General features: G+C 69.0%; 11 protein-coding genes and 4 pseudogenes. 7 read left to right on the top strand and 8 right to left on the bottom strand.

The annotated features are described in order from the left end of the window. Positions 1 to 488 precede the first annotated feature (488 nt). From OHA03_RS39860 to OHA03_RS39850, 3 genes and pseudogenes are all read left to right on the top strand, one after another. Positions 489 to 662: a CsbD family protein gene (locus OHA03_RS39860; protein ID WP_267008860.1), complete on the top strand. Its 174-nt coding sequence runs from the start codon at positions 489 to 491 to the stop codon at positions 660 to 662. Between the two features lie 306 nt (positions 663 to 968). Next, the gene (locus tag OHA03_RS39855; RefSeq protein WP_267008859.1) at positions 969 to 1442 is read left to right on the top strand and encodes a hypothetical protein; all 474 of its coding nucleotides are present in this window, start codon (positions 969 to 971) and stop codon (positions 1440 to 1442) included. Next, a pseudogene (locus tag OHA03_RS39850) lies at positions 1443 to 2422 on the top strand (YihY/virulence factor BrkB family protein); the annotation flags it as partial. It lies immediately after the preceding gene. On the opposite strand, the gene OHA03_RS39845 reads toward OHA03_RS39850, so the two are convergent. The 3 genes from OHA03_RS39845 to OHA03_RS39835 form a co-directional block, all read right to left on the bottom strand. Further along, the gene (locus tag OHA03_RS39845) at positions 2397 to 2777 is read right to left on the bottom strand and encodes an FKBP-type peptidyl-prolyl cis-trans isomerase (RefSeq protein ID WP_323181369.1); all 381 of its coding nucleotides are present in this window, start codon (positions 2775 to 2777) and stop codon (positions 2397 to 2399) included. The pseudogene OHA03_RS39850 and the gene OHA03_RS39845 overlap by 26 nt on opposite strands. 153 nt (positions 2778 to 2930) lie before the next feature. After that, positions 2931 to 3230 (bottom strand): transposase family protein, encoded by a 300-nt coding sequence (locus OHA03_RS39840; RefSeq protein ID WP_267008858.1) that lies wholly within the window; start codon positions 3228 to 3230, stop codon positions 2931 to 2933. A 255-nt stretch (positions 3231 to 3485) separates the two neighbouring features. After that, positions 3486 to 5117, bottom strand: a complete 1632-nt coding sequence (locus tag OHA03_RS39835; protein ID WP_267008857.1) for a hypothetical protein — start codon at positions 5115 to 5117, stop codon at positions 3486 to 3488. A gap of 385 nt (positions 5118 to 5502) precedes the next feature. Here OHA03_RS39835 and OHA03_RS39830 point away from each other — a divergent pair. Beyond that, positions 5503 to 6807: pseudogene (locus OHA03_RS39830) on the top strand (transposase); the annotation flags it as partial. Positions 6808 to 6893: 86 nt separating this feature from the next. Here the strand turns inward: OHA03_RS39830 and OHA03_RS39825 are convergent. Continuing rightward, positions 6894 to 8168: an MFS transporter gene (locus tag OHA03_RS39825; RefSeq protein WP_267008856.1), complete on the bottom strand. Its 1275-nt coding sequence runs from the start codon at positions 8166 to 8168 to the stop codon at positions 6894 to 6896. Between the two features lie 17 nt (positions 8169 to 8185). Continuing rightward, a complete protein-coding gene (locus OHA03_RS39820; protein WP_267008855.1) occupies positions 8186 to 8725 on the bottom strand; it encodes a transcriptional regulator in 540 nt (179 codons plus the stop codon). 80 nt (positions 8726 to 8805) lie between these two features. Here OHA03_RS39820 and OHA03_RS39815 point away from each other — a divergent pair. After that, positions 8806 to 9078: pseudogene (locus OHA03_RS39815) on the top strand (aminoglycoside phosphotransferase family protein); the annotation flags it as partial. A gap of 73 nt (positions 9079 to 9151) precedes the next feature. Here OHA03_RS39815 and OHA03_RS39810 read toward each other — a convergent pair. After that, entirely contained in the window at positions 9152 to 9640 is a 489-nt protein-coding gene (locus tag OHA03_RS39810) for a hemerythrin domain-containing protein (RefSeq protein ID WP_267008854.1), read from the bottom strand. A gap of 440 nt (positions 9641 to 10080) precedes the next feature. Then, entirely contained in the window at positions 10081 to 11301 is a 1221-nt protein-coding gene (locus tag OHA03_RS39805; RefSeq protein WP_267008853.1) for a chitinase, read from the bottom strand. 611 nt (positions 11302 to 11912) lie between these two features. Between OHA03_RS39805 and OHA03_RS39800 the strand changes: the two genes are divergently transcribed. Beyond that, on the top strand, positions 11913 to 15194 hold the full coding sequence (locus tag OHA03_RS39800; protein ID WP_267008852.1) for a GH92 family glycosyl hydrolase: 3282 nt from the start codon (positions 11913 to 11915) through the stop codon (positions 15192 to 15194). A gap of 134 nt (positions 15195 to 15328) precedes the next feature. Here OHA03_RS39800 and OHA03_RS39795 read toward each other — a convergent pair whose 3' ends face one another. Then, positions 15329 to 15841 carry a DinB family protein gene (locus OHA03_RS39795; protein ID WP_267008851.1) on the bottom strand — a complete coding sequence of 171 codons (513 nt, stop codon included), beginning with the start codon at positions 15839 to 15841 and terminating at the stop codon, positions 15329 to 15331. Positions 15842 to 16036: 195 nt separating this feature from the next. Between OHA03_RS39795 and OHA03_RS39790 the strand changes: the two are divergent. Next, a pseudogene (locus OHA03_RS39790) lies at positions 16037 to 17139 on the top strand (hypothetical protein). Positions 17140 to 17257: the final 118 nt, after the last annotated feature.

Below are 17257 nucleotides of genomic sequence, written 5' to 3'. Positions count from 1 at the left end.
CCTGAGGAAGTGTTCAGCCAGCCATGCCTTGAACCGCCGGACAGGTCCTTGGCCCCTCCCGTCACGCTCGGCACCGTCCGGTCCGCACCCTCGCGGCGTTGGCCGGAAGTCCTGGTGGTCCGCTTCCAGGACTTCCGGCGGCCTTGCGATCGCACACACCGGGCCCCGCTCCCTGATCCGCCGGAAAGTCGGGACAGCCTGTGAATGGAACGCCATCCCCTGGCGATCCGCGTGGTCACGGCGCGAGTCGGGTCCGCTGCCTCACGCGGTGCGGAAGGCGCCTCGTCAGCACGCCGGTCGACCAAGTCGGCGATCATTGAACACTGGGCAGGCGGCTCTGCCAGGTCATCCTCGTCATCGAGCACACGCCGGGTACTGCCACGGCATGCTTCCCAGGAGCAACGAGGGCGAGCGGCGGGTTTGTCGGAGGCATTGCGGGTAAGGCGGTGGTTGTTCCTGAAGTCGACCACAGCAAGGTGTGAGTAATCATGGCTGCCAATGAGAAGACCCAGGCCAAGACCGAGCAGGCCAAGGGCAAGATCAAGGAAGCCGCCGGCCGCACCGTAGGCAACGAGCGCCTCACCGCCGAAGGCCGTATCGACCAGGCCAAGGGCGACGCCCGCACAGCCAAGGAGAAGGCAAAGGACGCCTTCAAGCACTGACCCGCACCACACCGCGTGGCCTCCCCCGGACCGCGCTGTGCGTATGGCCCGGCATCCCCTGCCGGGCCATACGCATGCCGGCCGCGGAGGCGGAGCAGCCGAATCCGGTGAAACGTTCGCCATTGCCGGCTTTTCAGCAAGCCCAGACCCGCGCCGGCGCACCGGACAGCTCGGTGAGAGCGCGGAGCGTACACGCACGCGTGCATGCCTGACGGCGGATTGCGGGGCAGACGGTGGAGCACCGGGAGGGCCGAGCCCCCGGCCGACCACCACTGCCGCCACGCGGCGCCGAATACTGGGAGCCCCATGCCTACCGCCCTGCCGGAAAGACCGGTCCAACGGACCACAGAGTCCCATGCCGCCTCTCGGCCCGGCCGGTCACCCGCTCTGACCAGTGGCAGTGCCCGGGCCGCCGCCCGGATCGGTCTGCTGACCGCCTGTCAGGCCGCGCTGATGGTGGGATTCGGGCTCCTGATCACCGGCCCCGCCAGTGAGATACGGCCCCTGAGCAGTGAGGACAAGGTCAACGAGGGTTTCGGGCACCTACGCACTGGGCCCCTCGCCAACGCGTCGTTCATCGCGTCGGACAGCCTCCCGGCCGCCGACAGCGCGGGCACCGGCACCCCGGTGGAGTACTTCACCTTCCGCCGCGCCGAACTCCGCTTCGCCTCGGTGCGGCCGCGCGAGACCGACGGCGATCCGGTACGGCCGGGCCGACTGCTCATCGCTGAGGTCAGGCCCGGGGCCCTGACCGTACTTCGGCCATCGGAGGGCGAGTAAATGGGCACCGCGACCCGGGTCCCGCAGACCCGTGACCTGGCAGGCGACGAACTCTCCGCCGACAAGGCACTGGCATCGCTGCGCCGCTACGGTCGCTGGCCACTGGTGCGGGACTCCTTCGTCCGCTTCCGTTACGCCGACGGCTTCAGCCACGCCCGCGCGCTCGCCCTCCAGACCGTTCTCGCCGTGATTCCGCTCGTCATCGCCTTCGTCGGGCTGTCCGCCTCACTTCACACGGAGAACGTGGGGAGGCTGGCGGAACTGACGATTCACCGCATCGCCCCGGGACCGAGCGCCGAGGTGGTGGACGACGCGCTCAATCGGAGCCGGCAGCGTGCCGGGGAAGGTTCTCAGCTCAGAATCGGAGCCGGCAGCGTGCCGGGGAAGGTTCTCAGCTCACTCTCTGGTTCGGCCTAGCCTTCTCGCTGGTGAACGTCTCGACGGCGATGTGCCAGATCGAACGCGGTGTCAACCGGATATACGGGGTCGAGCGCGACCGCCCCTTCCATCAGAAGTACTTCCGGGGCCTGGTGATGGCGCTGGCTGCCGGCATACCTCTGGGCATCGGGTTCATCCTCATGGTGGTCGGCAGCGACCTCGCCGCGGCTGCCGTGACGGTCTACGGCCTCGGCGACGGAGCCCGGAACTCCTGGGATCTGCTGCGATGGCCGTGCGGCCTGCTGCTCGCGCTCATCTCCGCGAGCGCGATCTTCCGTCGCTCCCCGCGTCGCAGGCAACCCGGCTACACGTGGCTGGCGTTCGGGGCAGCCCTCTACCTGGTGCTGTGGACCGCGCTGACCTGGCTGCTCAGCCTCTATCTCTCGGTCAGCGGGTCCTTCGACACGGTCTACGGCCCCCTGAGTGCCTTCATGTCGCTGCTGCTCTGGGCCTAGGTCGGCCGGCAGGTGTTGCCCCGCCTTGGTTCCGGGCGGAGAGGTCGGGTAGTAGAAGGCCTCAGACTGCGACGGAAAGCAGGTCCACCACGAAGACGAGTGTCGAGCCCGCCGGGATCAACGGCGAGGGCGACTGGTTGCCGTAGCCGAGGCGCGGGGGAACGATGATCTCGCGCCGGCCGCCGACCTTCATCCCTCTGACCCCGCGGTCCCAGCCCTTGATGACCTTGCCACCGCCCATGGCGAACTTGAACGTCTGGCCCCGGTCCCAGGAGGTGTCGAATTCCTTTCCGGACTCGAAGGTGACCCCGACGTAGTGAACCTGGACAACCCTGCCCGGCTTCGCCTCAAGCCCGTCCCCGACGACGAGGTCACGGATTGTCAGCTCGGTGGGAGCGTCACCCTCCGGAAGGTCGATCTCAGGCTTCGTCAGTTCACTCATTGCAGCCTCATTCGCTCGCCGCCGGAAGCCTCATACAGACCAGCCAGGCGCATGGTCACTCTATGCAGTAGATCATCATGCCGTGAACGCTGGTCTCCTGGAGTGCATCAAGCCCAACGGAGCACGATGCTCAGCGTGACTGGGCGTGCTAGGTCATCGGTACGCTGCGCCCGTACTCGATGATGGCGAGGCCCTGCTCCCCGCGTCCGCGGGTATGGCCCCTGGGCGTCGCCTGGTGGCGCGTGGCCCGCTGCGCGGAAGGTCCTTCAGCCTGCGCTGATAACGGTCGTGGACTCGGTCCGAGAAGCGCCCGCAGCCCGGACACGCCGCCCGGGCCGCGCGGCCTCTCGCCACCACCTCGACCGTGCCGAACGCGGCCGTAACCGCCTCGACGTCCACATCGTCGATCCCCTCGAACACCAGCGAGTCCCAGAACGGTGCACCGGTCTGCATGACCAGCACCATCACCGCTCACAACCGGCCGCAGCAGAGACCAGAGGGAGCGTCACTTCCGAACGTCAACGGACAAGGCGTACGCCGCCTCACACGAGCCAGTCCCTCGCAATCGAACGTCGGGGTAACGCTCCGCAACGGCTCCCCAAGATCTGTGCCAGAACCGAGATTTGGGAACGCTTGTCTGGTGTGTCGGCGTCAGTCGATGGCCGACGGAGGTTGCCATGCCTGTGATCGCTAGGTGGGCGTCGTCTCTCAGCGTCGGGCCGCCGGTGGGGTGACAGCACCGTTCAGGCAGCGGTCGAGGAGTGCGTGCATGCGGGGTACGGGGAGGGCCGGGTTGGCCGCAGCGCCCTCGGCGGTGCGGGGGTCGGCGAGGAGGGCCTCCAGGGCTTCCGGTAACAGATTCGGGTTGGCGGCCGCTGCTCGGCGCACCGACGCGTCGGGGTCCTCCACCGGAGGGTCGGGCAGGGCGGGATCGGCTGCGGCCAGGGCCCGTACCTCGGGATCCGGGTGGCCGATGAGGTGGGTCCGGCCGGTACGGGGGAACGCGGGCAGGTTCAGCAGGTGCGGACGGTGGACCGGACGGTTGACGAAGACGTCCAGGAGGAGGTGCGGCGGAGCCAGCGGATGGTGGCAGGCCAGCCGGATCCTCACCTCCTCGTCGTCGTCCTGCGCGAGCGTCCCGACGAGTTCCGTCGGCAGGCCCGGCCAACTCGCCGCAACCCGGCGGAGCACCGGTTCCTCGGACACCGCACAGGCGGCGAACCAGTCGGGCGACGGCCCGGCGGCCGACTCGGTGGTCGGCCCGGTGGCCGGCCCGGTGGCCGGCCCGGTGGCCGGCCCGGTGGCCGGCCCGGTGGCCGGCCCGGTGGCCGGCCCGGTGGCCGGCCCGGTGGCCGGCCCGGTGGCCGGCCCGGTGGCCGGCTCGGTGGCCGGGCAGGTGCAGTCCGGACCGTGCCCGATGACCCCCTGGATCGCTCCGTACTCGGCCCAGGTACGAGTGAAGGGGTGGAGGCGTGCACACATCCGCACCTCCTCGTCCGGGTCCTCCCTCAGCTCCGCCACCAGGTCCGGTCCCAGGTCGGGCCGGACGGCGACCATCGCACGAACCTCCGCCTCAGGGTGGCGGGCGAGCCGGGCGACGGCATCGGCCGGGGTGTGCCGGTTCCAGGTCAAGGGGTACACCCTGCCGTCCTCGAAGCACTGCTCGACGAGCGCGGGGGACAGAGCACACGTGCCGAACACGAAGGACCTGCCGCGCGGGCCGATGGACCGCAGCCTGGCCTCCACCGCTTCCGGGTCCAGCTCCCAGCTGCTCTCCCGCGCCGCTTCCCGCACCGCAGCGTCGGGGTCGTCGAGCAGGGCCTCCCGCTGTGCGGCGGTGAGCGACTGCCACCTCCAGGTGGCACGTACGCGGAGCCCGGGGTGTTCGTGCCCGGCCGTGACGCTGAGGAAGGACAGCGGGATCTGCCGGGAGGAATCGAGTTCCGCCACAATCTCGTGTTCGGTGACCTTGCCGTCCTCGCCCCCGTCCTGGGCGGTCAGGAGGGTCACGAGGATGTCGTCCGGCAGCGGTCGCACCCGTCGGGGGTAAGAACGGGAGCCGCCGGCGAGCCGTGCGCGGACGATCCCCGACGGGTCCGTCGCCAAGGGGGCGAGGCGTGAGGGGTCGACGTGCTGGTTAACGGCGAGCGCGCGGCGGATCTCCCCGAGCGGATGGCGGAGGGCTGTGTCGATGACGGCGTCAGGCAGGTCACGACCCTCGCACATCAGCAGGCCGACCTCACCGGCCGCTCGATCCACCAGGCGTATCAGTACGTCGGAGGGCGCCGCCGGATTGAAGGCGATGCCGCGCAGCCACAGTTCATGCAGAGAGTCGGACACCGCGTCATCCTGCCACTTCGCCTCCTGAACCGGGCCGCCCGACGGCTACGTCGTAGGCGCTTACCGGCGACTCCGTCCGCACGGCTTCGGCCACGTGCCGAGGGCCTTGCTCATCGTGCGCACGCTGACCGTGCACGGCACACCGCCGGGCTCCGCATCCACCCCCACCGGCGGATGCATGACATCCCTGGCCAATCAAGCAACCGGGCGTTGCTGAAACTCGGCTACATCGTCTTCCGCGCCCACGGGGTGTTCTCGCTCTTGGGCAACAAACGCTCTCGCCACTGACCGACAAAGCCACACCTTCATGCCTCGCAGAGGTAGTTGTTACTTCGGAGCGTGTTGTCACCCGATTCAGTGGCCAGCGAGAAACCGACGACGCTTCCCCAGGATCGACCTACCGGACCTGCTGTTCGAGGTCCACTCCTGGACCGGCTTCCTCGACGCCTTCAGCCACGTCTCCGACCGCCGCACCCGCATGGAGGGTCTGCTCGTCTCCCTGGTCGCCCAGCTGGTCTCCCGGAGCTGCAACATCGGCCTGACCCCGGTCATCGACCCGAACAACAAGGCGCTGCCCCGCTCGCGCCTCTCGCACGTCGACCAGAACTACGTGCGCGCCGACACCATCGCCGCGGCGAACGCCGCGCTGATCGGCGCCCAGCCCCGCATCGAGCTGGCCCAGATGTGGGGCGGCGGCCTGCTCGCCTCCGTCGACGGCCTGCGCTTCGTCGTCCCCGTCAAGAGCCTCAACACCGGCCCCTCGCCCAAGTACTACGGCTACAAACGCGGCGTGACCTGGCTCAACGCCGTCAACGACCAGGTCGCCGGGATCGGCGCGATGGTCGTGCGCGGCACCCCGCGCGACAGCCTCTACACCACGGACACCCTGCTGAACCTTGACGGCGGCGTGCGCCCGGAGATGGTGGCAACCGACAACGCCTCGTACTCCGACTTGGCCTTCGGCCTGTACAAGATGCTCGGCTTCCGCTTCGCCCCATGCTTCCGCGACCTGGCCGACCAGCGATTCTGGCGAGCCGACTTGCCCGACGGCGAGGGGCCGGCCGACGGGTATGGGCCGCTGGAGGCGGTGGCCTGCAACAAGGTCAACCTGAAGAAGATCGCCACACACTGGCCGGACATGCTCCGGGTGGCCGGGGCGCTCATCACCAACCAGGTCCGGGCCTACGACCTGCTGCGGATGTTCGGCCGCGAAGGGCACCCGACCCCGCTGGGGGCCGCGTTCGCCGAGTACGGGCGCATCGACAAGACCATGCACCTGCTCGCCCTGGTCGACCCGGTCGATGACACCTACCGGCGCCTGATGAACCGGCAGCTCACCGTGCAGGAATCCCGCCATCGCCTCGCCCGCGCGATCTGCCACGGCGGCCGCGGCCAGATCCGCCAGGCGTACCGGGAGGACCAGGAGGACCAGGAGGACCAGCTTGCCACTCTCGGCCTGGTCCTCAACGCCGTGGTCCTGTGGAACACCCGCTACCTGGACGCCGCCGTTGCCCGGCTCCGTGCTGAGGGTCACGACATCAAGGACGAAGACGTCGCCCGCCTCTCCCCGCTCAAGGACCGGCACATCAACTTCCTGGGCCGCTACCTGTTCAACATCAAAGCCAGCGGTCCCGGCCAGGGCCTGCGCCCCTTCCGGGACCCGGACGCCGCCGAGGACGACGAGGACTGACGGCCAGCACACCCGACCGACCCGGCCACTCGTCGCGCCCGCGGGGGCCTGGCACCCGACTTGTTGTGACGCCTTCGCGGCAGGCGTCACAACAAGTCGGGTGCACTCTCCTGGGCGGGATCCTTGGATGCCGGGTGATCCGGACCGTCGGCCGGGCCAGCGGCACGCAGCGCCGCTTCGACCCGGCGGTTGCTGGTCATGGATGCCGTGACGGCCGTCATCGCCAGGAGGAGGCCGGCGGCGGCGTAGAGCGGGGTGCGGATGTCGTAGGTGGTGGCCAGCCAGCCGCCGAGGAAGGCCCCGATGGGGGCGGCGCACATGGCCAGCATGCGGGAGGTGGAGGCGACCCGGCCCATCAAGTGGGCGGGGACGATCGCCTGTCGGAGGGAGGGCGCGAGCACCATCGTGGCGCCCATGCCGGCCCCGCAGACGGCGAGCGCCAGCCCGGCGACGTACGGGTTCGGGGCAGCGGCCAGGCCCAGGATGGCAAGCCCTTCGACGGCGGCTGTGCAGGTCAGTGCGGTGCCGGTGCCGAGTCGTCGGCCAAGGTAGGAGGCGATGCCTGCACCGAGCAGGCCGCCGGTGGCCTCCGCTGTGAGGAGCAGGCCGAAGCCGTAGGTGTCGATGCCCAGGCGGTCGTGCGCGAAGAGGGCGAGGACGGTCTCCACAGCGAGGAAGGCGACGTTCCCGACCGCCGGGCGGAGCGCCAGCCCGAGCAGTACCCGGTCCCGGAAGACGTAGGAGGCCCCGGCCCGCGCTTGCCGAAGCAGCGACTCGCGGACCTCCGGCACGGGCCGGGGCATAGCGGGCAGCGTACGGACGAGCAGCGCGGAGAACAGGAACGACACCGCGTCGGCGAGCAGCGGGACCGCCCGCCCGAGCGCGAGCAGTGCACTGCCCGCAGGCGGCCCCGCGAAACCGGACATGGCGGTCTGGGCGCCGCGCAGGCGGGAGTTGGCGCGCTCCAGGAGCGCGGGGTCGCGGCGGAGCAGATCCGGCAGGTAGGCCGTGGCGGCCGTATCGAAGAAGAGCCCGCCGAGGCCGAGCAGGAAGGCGGCGGCCGCGAGCAGCGGAATGCTCAGCACGTCGAGCGCCGCCGCTGCCGCCGGTATCGCGAGCAGCACCGCACGCGCCGCGTCCGCGACCCACATCGTGCGCCGACGGTCCCAGCGATCCACCAGCGCACCGCCGAGCACCCCGAAGAGCAGCCACGGCAGCGTCCCGGCGGCCGTGACGACGGCGAGCGCCATCGGATCCCGCGTCAACGTCAACGCGATCAGCGGCAGCGCGGCCTGGGTCACCCCGTCACCGAGCGAGGACACCGTCTGCGCAGTCCACAGCCGTCCGAACCCGGTCGGCAACTTCCGAACACCTGAGGTCACTTGGCGCCCCCCTCGGCCTGCTCGCGCGGTGCCGGGTGGAACAGTGCGAAGACGAGTGACGCGTCCGGCAGCGACGGATCGGACAGCCCCCGGTACTCGTCCGCCAGTGCCTGCAGCCGCGTCCCCAGCTCCGCGAACTGCTCCTCGGTGAGCCGCAGATGCGCCATCCGCACGTGCCGCTCGCCGTCCGCCGGCGACGCCTCCAGGTCCGCCACCGCATGGCGCATCAGCACATCCGGCCCTCCCTCGCCCGGATCCGGCAGCGCGATCGCCCGCGCGGCCATCGCGTAGTACCGCTCGGTGACCCCCCGCACCTTCCGTGTCCGTACCACCTTCACCAGGCCGGCCCGCTCCAGCAGCCGTACGTGATAGCTGGAACTCCCCTTCGCAAGGCCCACCCGCTCGGCGATCTGCGTAATCGTCGCCGGCTCGAAGCGGAGCACGGCCATGATCCGGTGACGCGTGAGATTGGAGACGGCGCGCAGCTGCTCGTCAGTGGTGACGTGAAACGTCTCGGGAAGATCGTCGGTAGGCATGCGAGCAATGGTCAACGATTCTTGACCATTGTGCAAGGGGATTTCGCACGGACTTCCAGAACCTGCTGTCCGGCGCGCGAGACGTGGCCCACTGCTCGACCGCGCTGGCTCTGCTGCACGGTGTCCCTGCGGGCATGGGCCTGGCCCACCGATACGCTGCAGCGGGAGGGGCCTTGGTCGAAGATCAGGCCGCACATCTGTACTGGCGACTACTGGACGCCTTGGCCTTTGCTCCGGACGCTGAGAAGGTTGCCGTCCCCTGGCGTGAACTGGACCGTGCTGATCTCACCCCGACCGTGCTGACGAACAGGCCGGAGAACTACATCCAGGCCCTCTTCGACCGATACGCGTAATCCAGCTCGGCCCGGGCCGGCTGGAACCGCAGGTCAATGGGCCCATCACGCTGCGAGATGCAGTGGGGGCCGGTCAGGGCGTCCGGACGTCCGGGTGCGCCTCGCGCCAGGCGGCCATCGCGCGATCCCAGTCGTCGCCGGCCAGCGTGGTCAGCGAGGCGGGGAACAGCCCGTCCTCCTCCTTGGCGATGTGACGGTGCAGTTCGTCCACGGCGTCGAGGAACCTTTGGCGGTCGTCCCTGTCGCCGAGATCTGCCGTGTCCAGAAACCGGTCCAGTTCGCGGTGTTCGCGCTCCAGGTCCTCGATGTACCGCGTGTACTCGTCGTCCTGGCGCATCACCGCGAAGAGTCCCTTTTCCTCGCCCCGCCAGTGCGCCCGCAGCACCGTGGCCATGTCTCGCAGCTGCCCCTGGGCGGCGGCGATGTCACCCCGTTTCAGGGCCCGTACGGCGCCTCCCGCCAGATCGGTCGCGCTCTCGTGCTCGGCGATGTAGTCCTCGATGAGGGAAATCTCGCGGCAACCGCAGTAATGGCACACCTCGGAACCTCCAGGATCGGACATCGCCCCCGCCGCCAACCACGGCAAGGTGGCGCAGCGTGACGGCCACCCGGAAGGCCTCATGCGACGACAATAGGCGCGCACGTGCCCGACCGCCCGAGGCGAGCGTCCGGACGGGTGGACACACTCCTTGGCGTCCCTCTCCGCTGATGTCCGGCCCCGGCACAGCGTTCATGCAGCACGTCCACAATCCCGCCGTTCCGGGAGGGCCACGGTGTGACAGGCCTTCTGACGCTCGTGTTCACAGCAACACTCCACGGTCTTGCCGGTGGGGATGAGCAGGTCGAGGCGGATCTGCTCGACGGACTCGCCGAGCGTCTTGCAGCGCAGGACGGTATGCAACATGGCGTCGGTGATGTCCCGGGGCCGGCCGCGCTGCTCGCGGCCCAGGAGTCGTCCCGGGCCGGCGCGCGTGCGCCGGCCCGGGCCGGACGGATGTCAGGTCAGCAGGCGCCGAGGTCCTGCCAGACTCCCCATTCGCCCGTGGTGCCGGGCGTCTCGTTCTGCGTCCACCACTTGGCCTTCCACGTGTGGCCCCCGTACGAGACGGTGTTACCGGCCGTGTAGACGGCGCTGCTGCTCCACGCGGCCGCGGTGCAGCTGCCGCCCGGAGGGGGCGTGGTCGGAGGGGTGGTCGTGGGCGGGGTGACGCCGGCGAACTTCACCGAGTACTTCGCGAAGTCCCAGTCCGACTGGGCCACGCTGCTGCATGTGCCGGAGGTCTGGCCGTTGTTGTCGGGCGGGGTGCACTGGCGGTCGCGGTTGAGGGACCAGAAGGTGAAGCGGTCCATGTGGTGGCTGGTGGCGTAGTCCAGCACGGTCTGGAAGTCGGCCTGCCTGAAGTACTCCCCGGTGTCGCTGCGGCCGTTCATGCCGGAGAAGCCTTCGTGCGCGTACGCAGTCGCCGCGTCCCAGCCGAAGGTGGACTGCAGGATGGAGTTGAAGTTCGTCAGCGCGCTCGTCTGTGCGGCCGCCCCGTTGAACCCGCCGTCGAAGGGCATGATGGAGAAGTTGTTCGGCGTGAAGCCCTGCGACTTGGCCTCGTTGAGCATTTGCTTGCCGAACCAGCCGGTACCGTCGGCGGTTCCCGCGGTGGTGACCGAGACGTAGAGGCCCGGGTTGTTCTGCTGGAGGATCTTGGCAGCGCCGATCTCATGGGCGATGGCGGCCGTGTTCTCGTACTCCGGCTCCTCCAGGTCGAAGTCGATGGCCTTCAGCTGGTACTTGGTGATGACCTGTTGGTAGGCGGCCGCGGTGGACGCCGCGTCGGAGCACGTCTGGCCGAGCTTGGTACCCCCGTACCCGCCGATGGAGACCGACACGTCACCGCCCTTGGCGCGGATCGCGTTGATGACGGATGCCACGGCGGTGTCCGACGAGACCGGCGACGTACCGTCCCAAGTCGGGCTGCAGCCGCCCCCGTTGGGGGCGAGGATGAACGCGAGCTGGAACGCCTTGAGGCCGGTGGCGTCCATGATGGCGCCCGCGTCCGGCGGGTTGTTGTCGTGCGGCATCAGATAGGGCGCGGCGGCGTACCACCGGTTACTGAGCGCGGTGGCGTCGGCCGACGCACCCGAAGCCTGCTGCGCGGCGAAGGCAGCGAGTCCTGCGGTGGCCAGCGCGGCGGAGGCGGCACCACAGAGCAGAGCGCGAAGACGCTTCATGCGGACTCCTGTTGGGAGAAGGTGCCGCCAGAATCGAGGGTTGACGCAGGCACGTCAATGAGTTGGCCTAGACCATTGCGGATTCTTGAAGATTGACGCACCTGGGAGGCGGACGCCAAGGGTGCGGCCGGCAGAACGGCGGGCGTGGCCATGGTGCTCCAGCCGGTCGAGTGCGCGCAGACTCGCCGGCGGGCGGTGAGCGCACCCCACATGGCCGCCTCGTCCGCGCCGGAGCCCGCTTCGAAGGCGGACACCTCGTCGAGTGCCCCAAGGCTTGCGCAGCCTGGCCCGAGACGATGGGAGACCCGTCCCATCGACACCCGCAGCCTTGCTCGTTGACGTGTGGGGACAGACCCGCTCCGGCGGCCACGGCTCATGCCCGGCCCGGACGGCCGGAGTCGGGGAATCCTTGACACTCCGGAGCGGCAGGAGGAGCATCCTCACGTCGCTGACAACGTTGTCGGAGCGGCGCCGTTCCGGAGTGGTCACGGCGCCCCGCTCCCACCGCGTTGACCGTCCGTCACACATGAAGGGCAGGAACGGTGTCAGACACGCGCAAACGTCGGACGCACACCGGGCTCCGAGCTATCAGCTCCGTCGCGGTGACCGCCATGGCCACGCTGGGTATGGCTGCCACAGCCGCCCCCGCCTCGGCGGCTTCACCGCACGGCACCGTCAAGGATCCGGTGTCGTACGTCAACCCGCTGATCGGCACGTCCAACGCGGGCAACACCTATCCGGGCGCCGTGCAGCCGTTCGGCATGCTGGCCTGGAGTCCACAGAACTCGAAGGGCAAGCAGGTCTCGACACCCGCTCCCGGCGGCTACCAGTACGACGCAACGAAGGTACGCGGCTTCAGCCTCACCCATCTCAACGGCGTCGGATGCTCCGGTGCGAACGGTGACATCCCGATCATGCCGTACGTGGGTGACGTCGACTCCTCGCCCACCACGGACGTCTCCGATGCGAAGTATGCCAGCGCCTTCTCGCACACCGACGAGACCGCCTCACCCGGCTACTACAAAGTCGGCCTGGCCAGTGGCGCGTCCGCGGCGCTCACCACGACCGCCCGGACCGGCTCAGGGCAGTTCGGCTTCCCGGCGGACAAGCCCGCCAGCATGCTCTTCCGCACCTCCAACTCGGAGACCGGCAGCACGGGCGCCACCGTGAAGATCAACACGGCCGACCGGACCGTGACGGGCTCCGTCACCGCAGGCAACTTCTGCGGTCCGCAGAGCGCGAACAACCGCAAGGACCTGTACACGCTTTACTTCACCGCCCACTTCGACAAGGCGTTCGCGAAGGTCGGCACCTGGACGGACGGTACGGTCGAGCCCGGCTCCACCTCGGCCTCCGGCGGTACGGGGTACAGCTCGTCCGGGAAGGCCGTGGAGGGCAAGGGCTCCGGCGCGTACATCACCTTCGCCGACGGAACCACCAAGGTCCAGGCCAAGGTAGCCATCTCCTATGTCAGCCCACAGAACGCCGAGGCCAACCTCCGCACGGAGAACGGGCCCCACAAGAGCTTCGACTCCGTCAGGACGCAGGCCGCCAAGGTCTGGAACAGCACCCTGGAGTCGGTCGAGGTGGGTGGCGGCACCGACGCCCAGCGCTCCACCTTCTACACCGCGCTCTACCACTCCATGCTGGAACCCACCCTGACCAGCGACGTGGACGGCCGCTATCTCGGCGCCGACCGCAAGCCGCACCGGCTCGCCAAGGGGCAGAAGGCGCAGTACGGCACCTTCTCCGGATGGGACCAGTACCGCGCGCAGGTGCAGCTGATGACGCTGCTCAACCCGAAGGCAGGCAGCGACTACGCGCAGTCCCTCTACAACTACGCGAGTCAGCACGGCGGCGAGTGGGACCGCTGGCTGCTGGAGAACGGCAAGACGAGCGTGATGTCGGGAGACCCCTCGGACGCGGCTCTCGCCGGCATCTACGCCTTCGGCGGTCATGACTTCGACGTCGAGGGCGCGTTGAAGTCGCTGGTCGAGGCAGCGACCGTGCCGACGGCGAACGACTCGGACAGTTCGGGCTGCAACGTCGAGTGCGTGGGCCAGCGGCCCGCGCTCGACAAGTATCTGGAGCTCGGGTACGTACCGGCGGACAACTGCCACTGCTGGGGAGGCGCAGCCGAGACGCTGGAGGACGCGGCGGCCGACTACGGCCTGTCCGAGCTGTCCCGGCAGACCGGGAAGACCGCCGACGCGAAGAAGTTCCTGGACCGCTCGGGTAACTGGACGAACGTCTTCGACGCCAACGCCACTCCGCAGGGCGGTTACATCCGCGACCGCAAGGCCGACGGCACCTGGGTGGGCACCTTCACGCCGGGCACCGGCAGCGGCTTCGTCGAGGGGTCCAGCGCGCGGTACACCTGGATGGTGTACTCGGACGTGGCGGGCCTCGCCAGTGCGATGGGCGGCAACGACCAGGCGCTGAAGCGGCTCGATGCCTTCTTCCGTACACCGGACGGGAAGTTCGACTTCTCGGCGCAGGACGCCACGCGTTACGACGCGACCAACGAGCCGGACATCAACGCCCCTTATCTGTATAACTACTTGGGAGCGCCATACAAGACACAGGAGACTGTCCGCGCGGAGATGGACCAGCTGTGGACCGACACCCCGGGCGGCATCCCCGGTAACGACGACGCGGGAACCATGTCGTCCTGGTACGTCTTCTCGGCACTGGGCATGTACCCGCAGAACCCGAGCCGTGCCGATCTGATCCTCTCCGCTCCGCTGTTCCCGCACGCAGTGGTGCACACCGGGCACGGGAAGACGATCACGATCAACGCACCTGCCGCGTCGGCGGAGAACAAGTACATCCACGGCCTGAAGGTGGATGGCAGGACGTCCGACAAGCCGTGGGTTCCCGCCTCGCTCGTCACCCATGGCGGCACTCTCGACTACGCCCTCGGCGCGACCGCGGACACCTCCTGGGGAAGCGCGGCGGCCGACGCCCCACCGTCCTTCCCCGGCGGCGGCGTGAAGTACTTCACCGGCGCCACGCCTGCGCAGCTGAAGGTCGAGCCCGGGTCGGGCAGCGCGGAGACGACCGTCAAGGTACAGACCCTGGAGACACAGTCCACCGACGTCCACTGGACGGCGAAACCGCCGGCCGGTGTCATCGTCACGCCCACGGAGGGCGACTTCACGGTCCCGGCACGCGGTTCGGCGAGCGCGAAGCTCACCGTATCCGCCGCGGCAGACACGGCCGAGGGTCACTACACGGTCCCGGTGACGCTGAGGTCCTCCGCCGGCAATGAGCTCCCGAAGACGTCGGCCGCGGTGACCGTCGCCGAGAAGAACAGCATGCTGTGGAACCGCAACAGCACCGGCGTCTCCACCGACGACGACAATCCGCAGGCCAACTTCGACGGTGAGGGCTGGAGTTACTCGGCCAAGGCACTTGCGGCGGCGGGCGTGACACCCGGCGGGACGGTCTCGTCCGGCGGCTTCGACTTCGGCTGGCCCAAGGTGGGCGCGGGCGACCCCGACAACATCGAGGTCGCGGGAGACAGCCCGCAGGTGCTGAACGTCCCGTCGGCGCCGGGGGACACGAAGCTCAGCCTGCTGGGCAGCGCGGCCGAGGGCTCGGCCAGCGGCCAGGTGACGCTGACGTACACCGACGGCACCACGCAGCAGGCCGAGATCGGGTTCAGCGACTGGACGCTGGGTGGCGGCACGCAGAATCCGTCGTTCGGCAACACGGTCGCGGTCCACACCACGTACCGCGATGTGCAGGGCGGCGGTAAGGACCCGGTGGGTACCGAGATCTTCGCCACCGCCCCGATCACGCTCCAGGCGGGTAAGCAGCTGGCGAGCGTGACCCTGCCGTCCACCACGGACGGCGGCGTGCTCCACATCTTCGCGGTGGACACCGCCTGACACAGGTGATCGGAACGGGCCGTCACGGCAGGGACACCGTCCTTGCCGCGACGGCCCGTTCGCCGTTCGGCAACCGGTCTGCCTGTGAAGGTGCAGTCTGCGAAGGGCGCAATGCGGTCGTCTTGCTCTTGAGATCAGACGCCGGTGCTTCCGTCGATTCGCTCGCGGATGAAGTCGGCGTGCCCGTTGTGCCGAGCGTATTCGGCGGTCATGTGCGTGTAGATCCACCGCAGGCTCACCTCGCCCCCCATGAACGGGCTGGTGTCTTCCAGTCGCCGAGTGGCGCTGTTGGCGCGGGCGCGGGCGATCTCGTCCTGCCAGGTGGCCCGGGCCGTCTCGAAAGAGATGTTGTCGGAGAGGCCGAATCCGTCGTCGCGGCCGTCAGTGTCGGCCTGCGGACTGTGGATGGCCGGTACGTCCTCGCCCGTCAGCACGCGGCGGAACCAGTTTCGTTCGACTTCGGCCATGTGCTGGACGAGCCCCAGCAGGGTCAGCGGCGAAGGAGGCACGGAGGCGGTCCGTAGCTGGTCCTCGGTGAGGCCGTCGCACTTCATGGCCAAGGTGGTCCGGTAGAAGTCGAGCCAGCTCTCCACATTCGTACGCTCGTCGGCGTTCAGGGGCGGCATCGGCCGTTCAATGGTGGTCATGATCGCAGATCCTGCCAGCGGGGTTGCGAGCTGCTGTCGGTTTGGTGTGCAGAAGTGAGTTGTAGCGCCCGGGAGTGAGTCCGGTGGTGGGCCGGCAGAGATCGGAACGGGAGTTCTGGAGTCGAATGGGTGACCTTGGTGGTGGTTGCTCGTTGTGCTGAGTGGCAGGTGCGCAGGTTCTTGGGGGGTGTTGTGGTGGGTGGTGTGCGGGAGTTGGCGGCGTCGTTCGTGGTGCCGGGTCCTTCAGGAGTGGCGGTGCGGGACCGCCTGAAGCACCTCACACCCCAGGACGAGAAGGTCCTGCGAGCCATCGGTGAACACCAGGGCGCGCTCGCCTCTCATGACCTCAAGGCCCGCTGCGCGGACGGTCTGGATCACAGTGCTGATACGTGGGCATCGCGTAAGCGGGAGCTGGCGAGGGAGTCGTCGTCGCGGATCGCGGGTGCGATCACGAAGGCCACGCACGATCAGCGGGCGCTCGCCCGTCGCTGTCAGGCCGCGCACATCCGCACCCTCGATGCCGGGAACAGAACGCTGCGGCACCGGCTGTCCCTCCCCATCGGGCAGAAGGGCACCAAGCGGGCGGCCGGTGGCTACCGGTCCAAGGGGGAGTGGTTCCAGAAGTCGCGTCGCCTCAACGCCCTTCAGTCGCGGCACACGGCGGTGGTCGCGGACTGGCGTACGGGACGGGTCCGTGTGGTGCGGGGCGGTAAACGCCTGCTCAACACCCGCCACCATCTCGCCGAGGCGGGGCTCGCCGAGAAGCACTGGCGGGAGCGGTGGGAGGCGGAACGCTGGTTTCTTGCGGCGGACGGTGCGTCGGGGAAGCGGTTCGGGAACGAAACGATCCGCGTCACTCCGGACGGCCAGGTGTCCATCAAGCTGCCCGCCCCCCTCACGCACCTGGCCAACACCCCGCACGACCGCTACACCCTCACCGCCGCCGTCGCGTTCGCGCACCGGGGTGTGGAATGAAACCGCTGACCACCCCGCACCGCAGAATGTCCCGTCACGATGCCGCCGGTATCGCGATCGGACGACGCGCCCTCGGACACCCGATCCGACGTCGGACGACACCGCCCCCACACGACCGGAGTGATCGTGTCGGGCATCGGACCGCCCAGGCCGGACCAGATGCACGAGGGCGTGAGGGAACCCGCCCACCCACCACGGACCACGCCCCCGGAGACGTGCAGCCGAACGGGACGCGAAAGCGGGAACCCAGCACATCCAACACCGTTCGGGATGCGCCCAGAACACATAGGTGGGTCCAGGACTCACTTATGCACACTGGCTAGGAACGGTCTGACACGCCTACCTGCCCGCCGCCGCAAGAGCTCAGCGCCGCCAGGTGATGCAAGTCATCCGCCGAATTGAGATGCTCAGGAACACCAACGTTCCTCCACGAACGTGCGC

This window comes from Streptomyces sp. NBC_00154 (genome assembly GCF_026342835.1).
Lineage (GTDB): Bacteria > Actinomycetota > Actinomycetes > Streptomycetales > Streptomycetaceae > Streptomyces.
The sequence above is the reverse complement of the archived record's forward strand: the minus strand, read 5'-3'. Positions and strand labels throughout refer to the sequence as shown.

Bases quoted from the DNA above. Each gene is read 5' to 3' on its own strand.
- OHA03_RS39805 (WP_267008853.1), bottom strand. From the start codon at position 11,301: ATGAAGCGTCTTCGCGCTCTGCTCTGTGGTGCCGCCTCCGCCGCGCTG.
- OHA03_RS39800 (WP_267008852.1), top strand. From the start codon at position 11,913: ATGGCCACGCTGGGTATGGCTGCCACAGCCGCCCCCGCCTCGGCGGCT.
- OHA03_RS39810 (WP_267008854.1), bottom strand. From the start codon at position 9,640: ATGTCCGATCCTGGAGGTTCCGAGGTGTGCCATTACTGCGGTTGCCGC.
- OHA03_RS39795 (WP_267008851.1), bottom strand. From the start codon at position 15,841: ATGACCACCATTGAACGGCCGATGCCGCCCCTGAACGCCGACGAGCGT.
- OHA03_RS39845 (WP_323181369.1), bottom strand. From the start codon at position 2,777: ATGAGTGAACTGACGAAGCCTGAGATCGACCTTCCGGAGGGTGACGCT.
- OHA03_RS39860 (WP_267008860.1), top strand. From the start codon at position 489: ATGGCTGCCAATGAGAAGACCCAGGCCAAGACCGAGCAGGCCAAGGGC.
- OHA03_RS39855 (WP_267008859.1), top strand. From the start codon at position 969: ATGCCTACCGCCCTGCCGGAAAGACCGGTCCAACGGACCACAGAGTCC.
- OHA03_RS39840 (WP_267008858.1), bottom strand. From the start codon at position 3,230: ATGCAGACCGGTGCACCGTTCTGGGACTCGCTGGTGTTCGAGGGGATC.
- OHA03_RS39820 (WP_267008855.1), bottom strand. From the start codon at position 8,725: ATGCCTACCGACGATCTTCCCGAGACGTTTCACGTCACCACTGACGAG.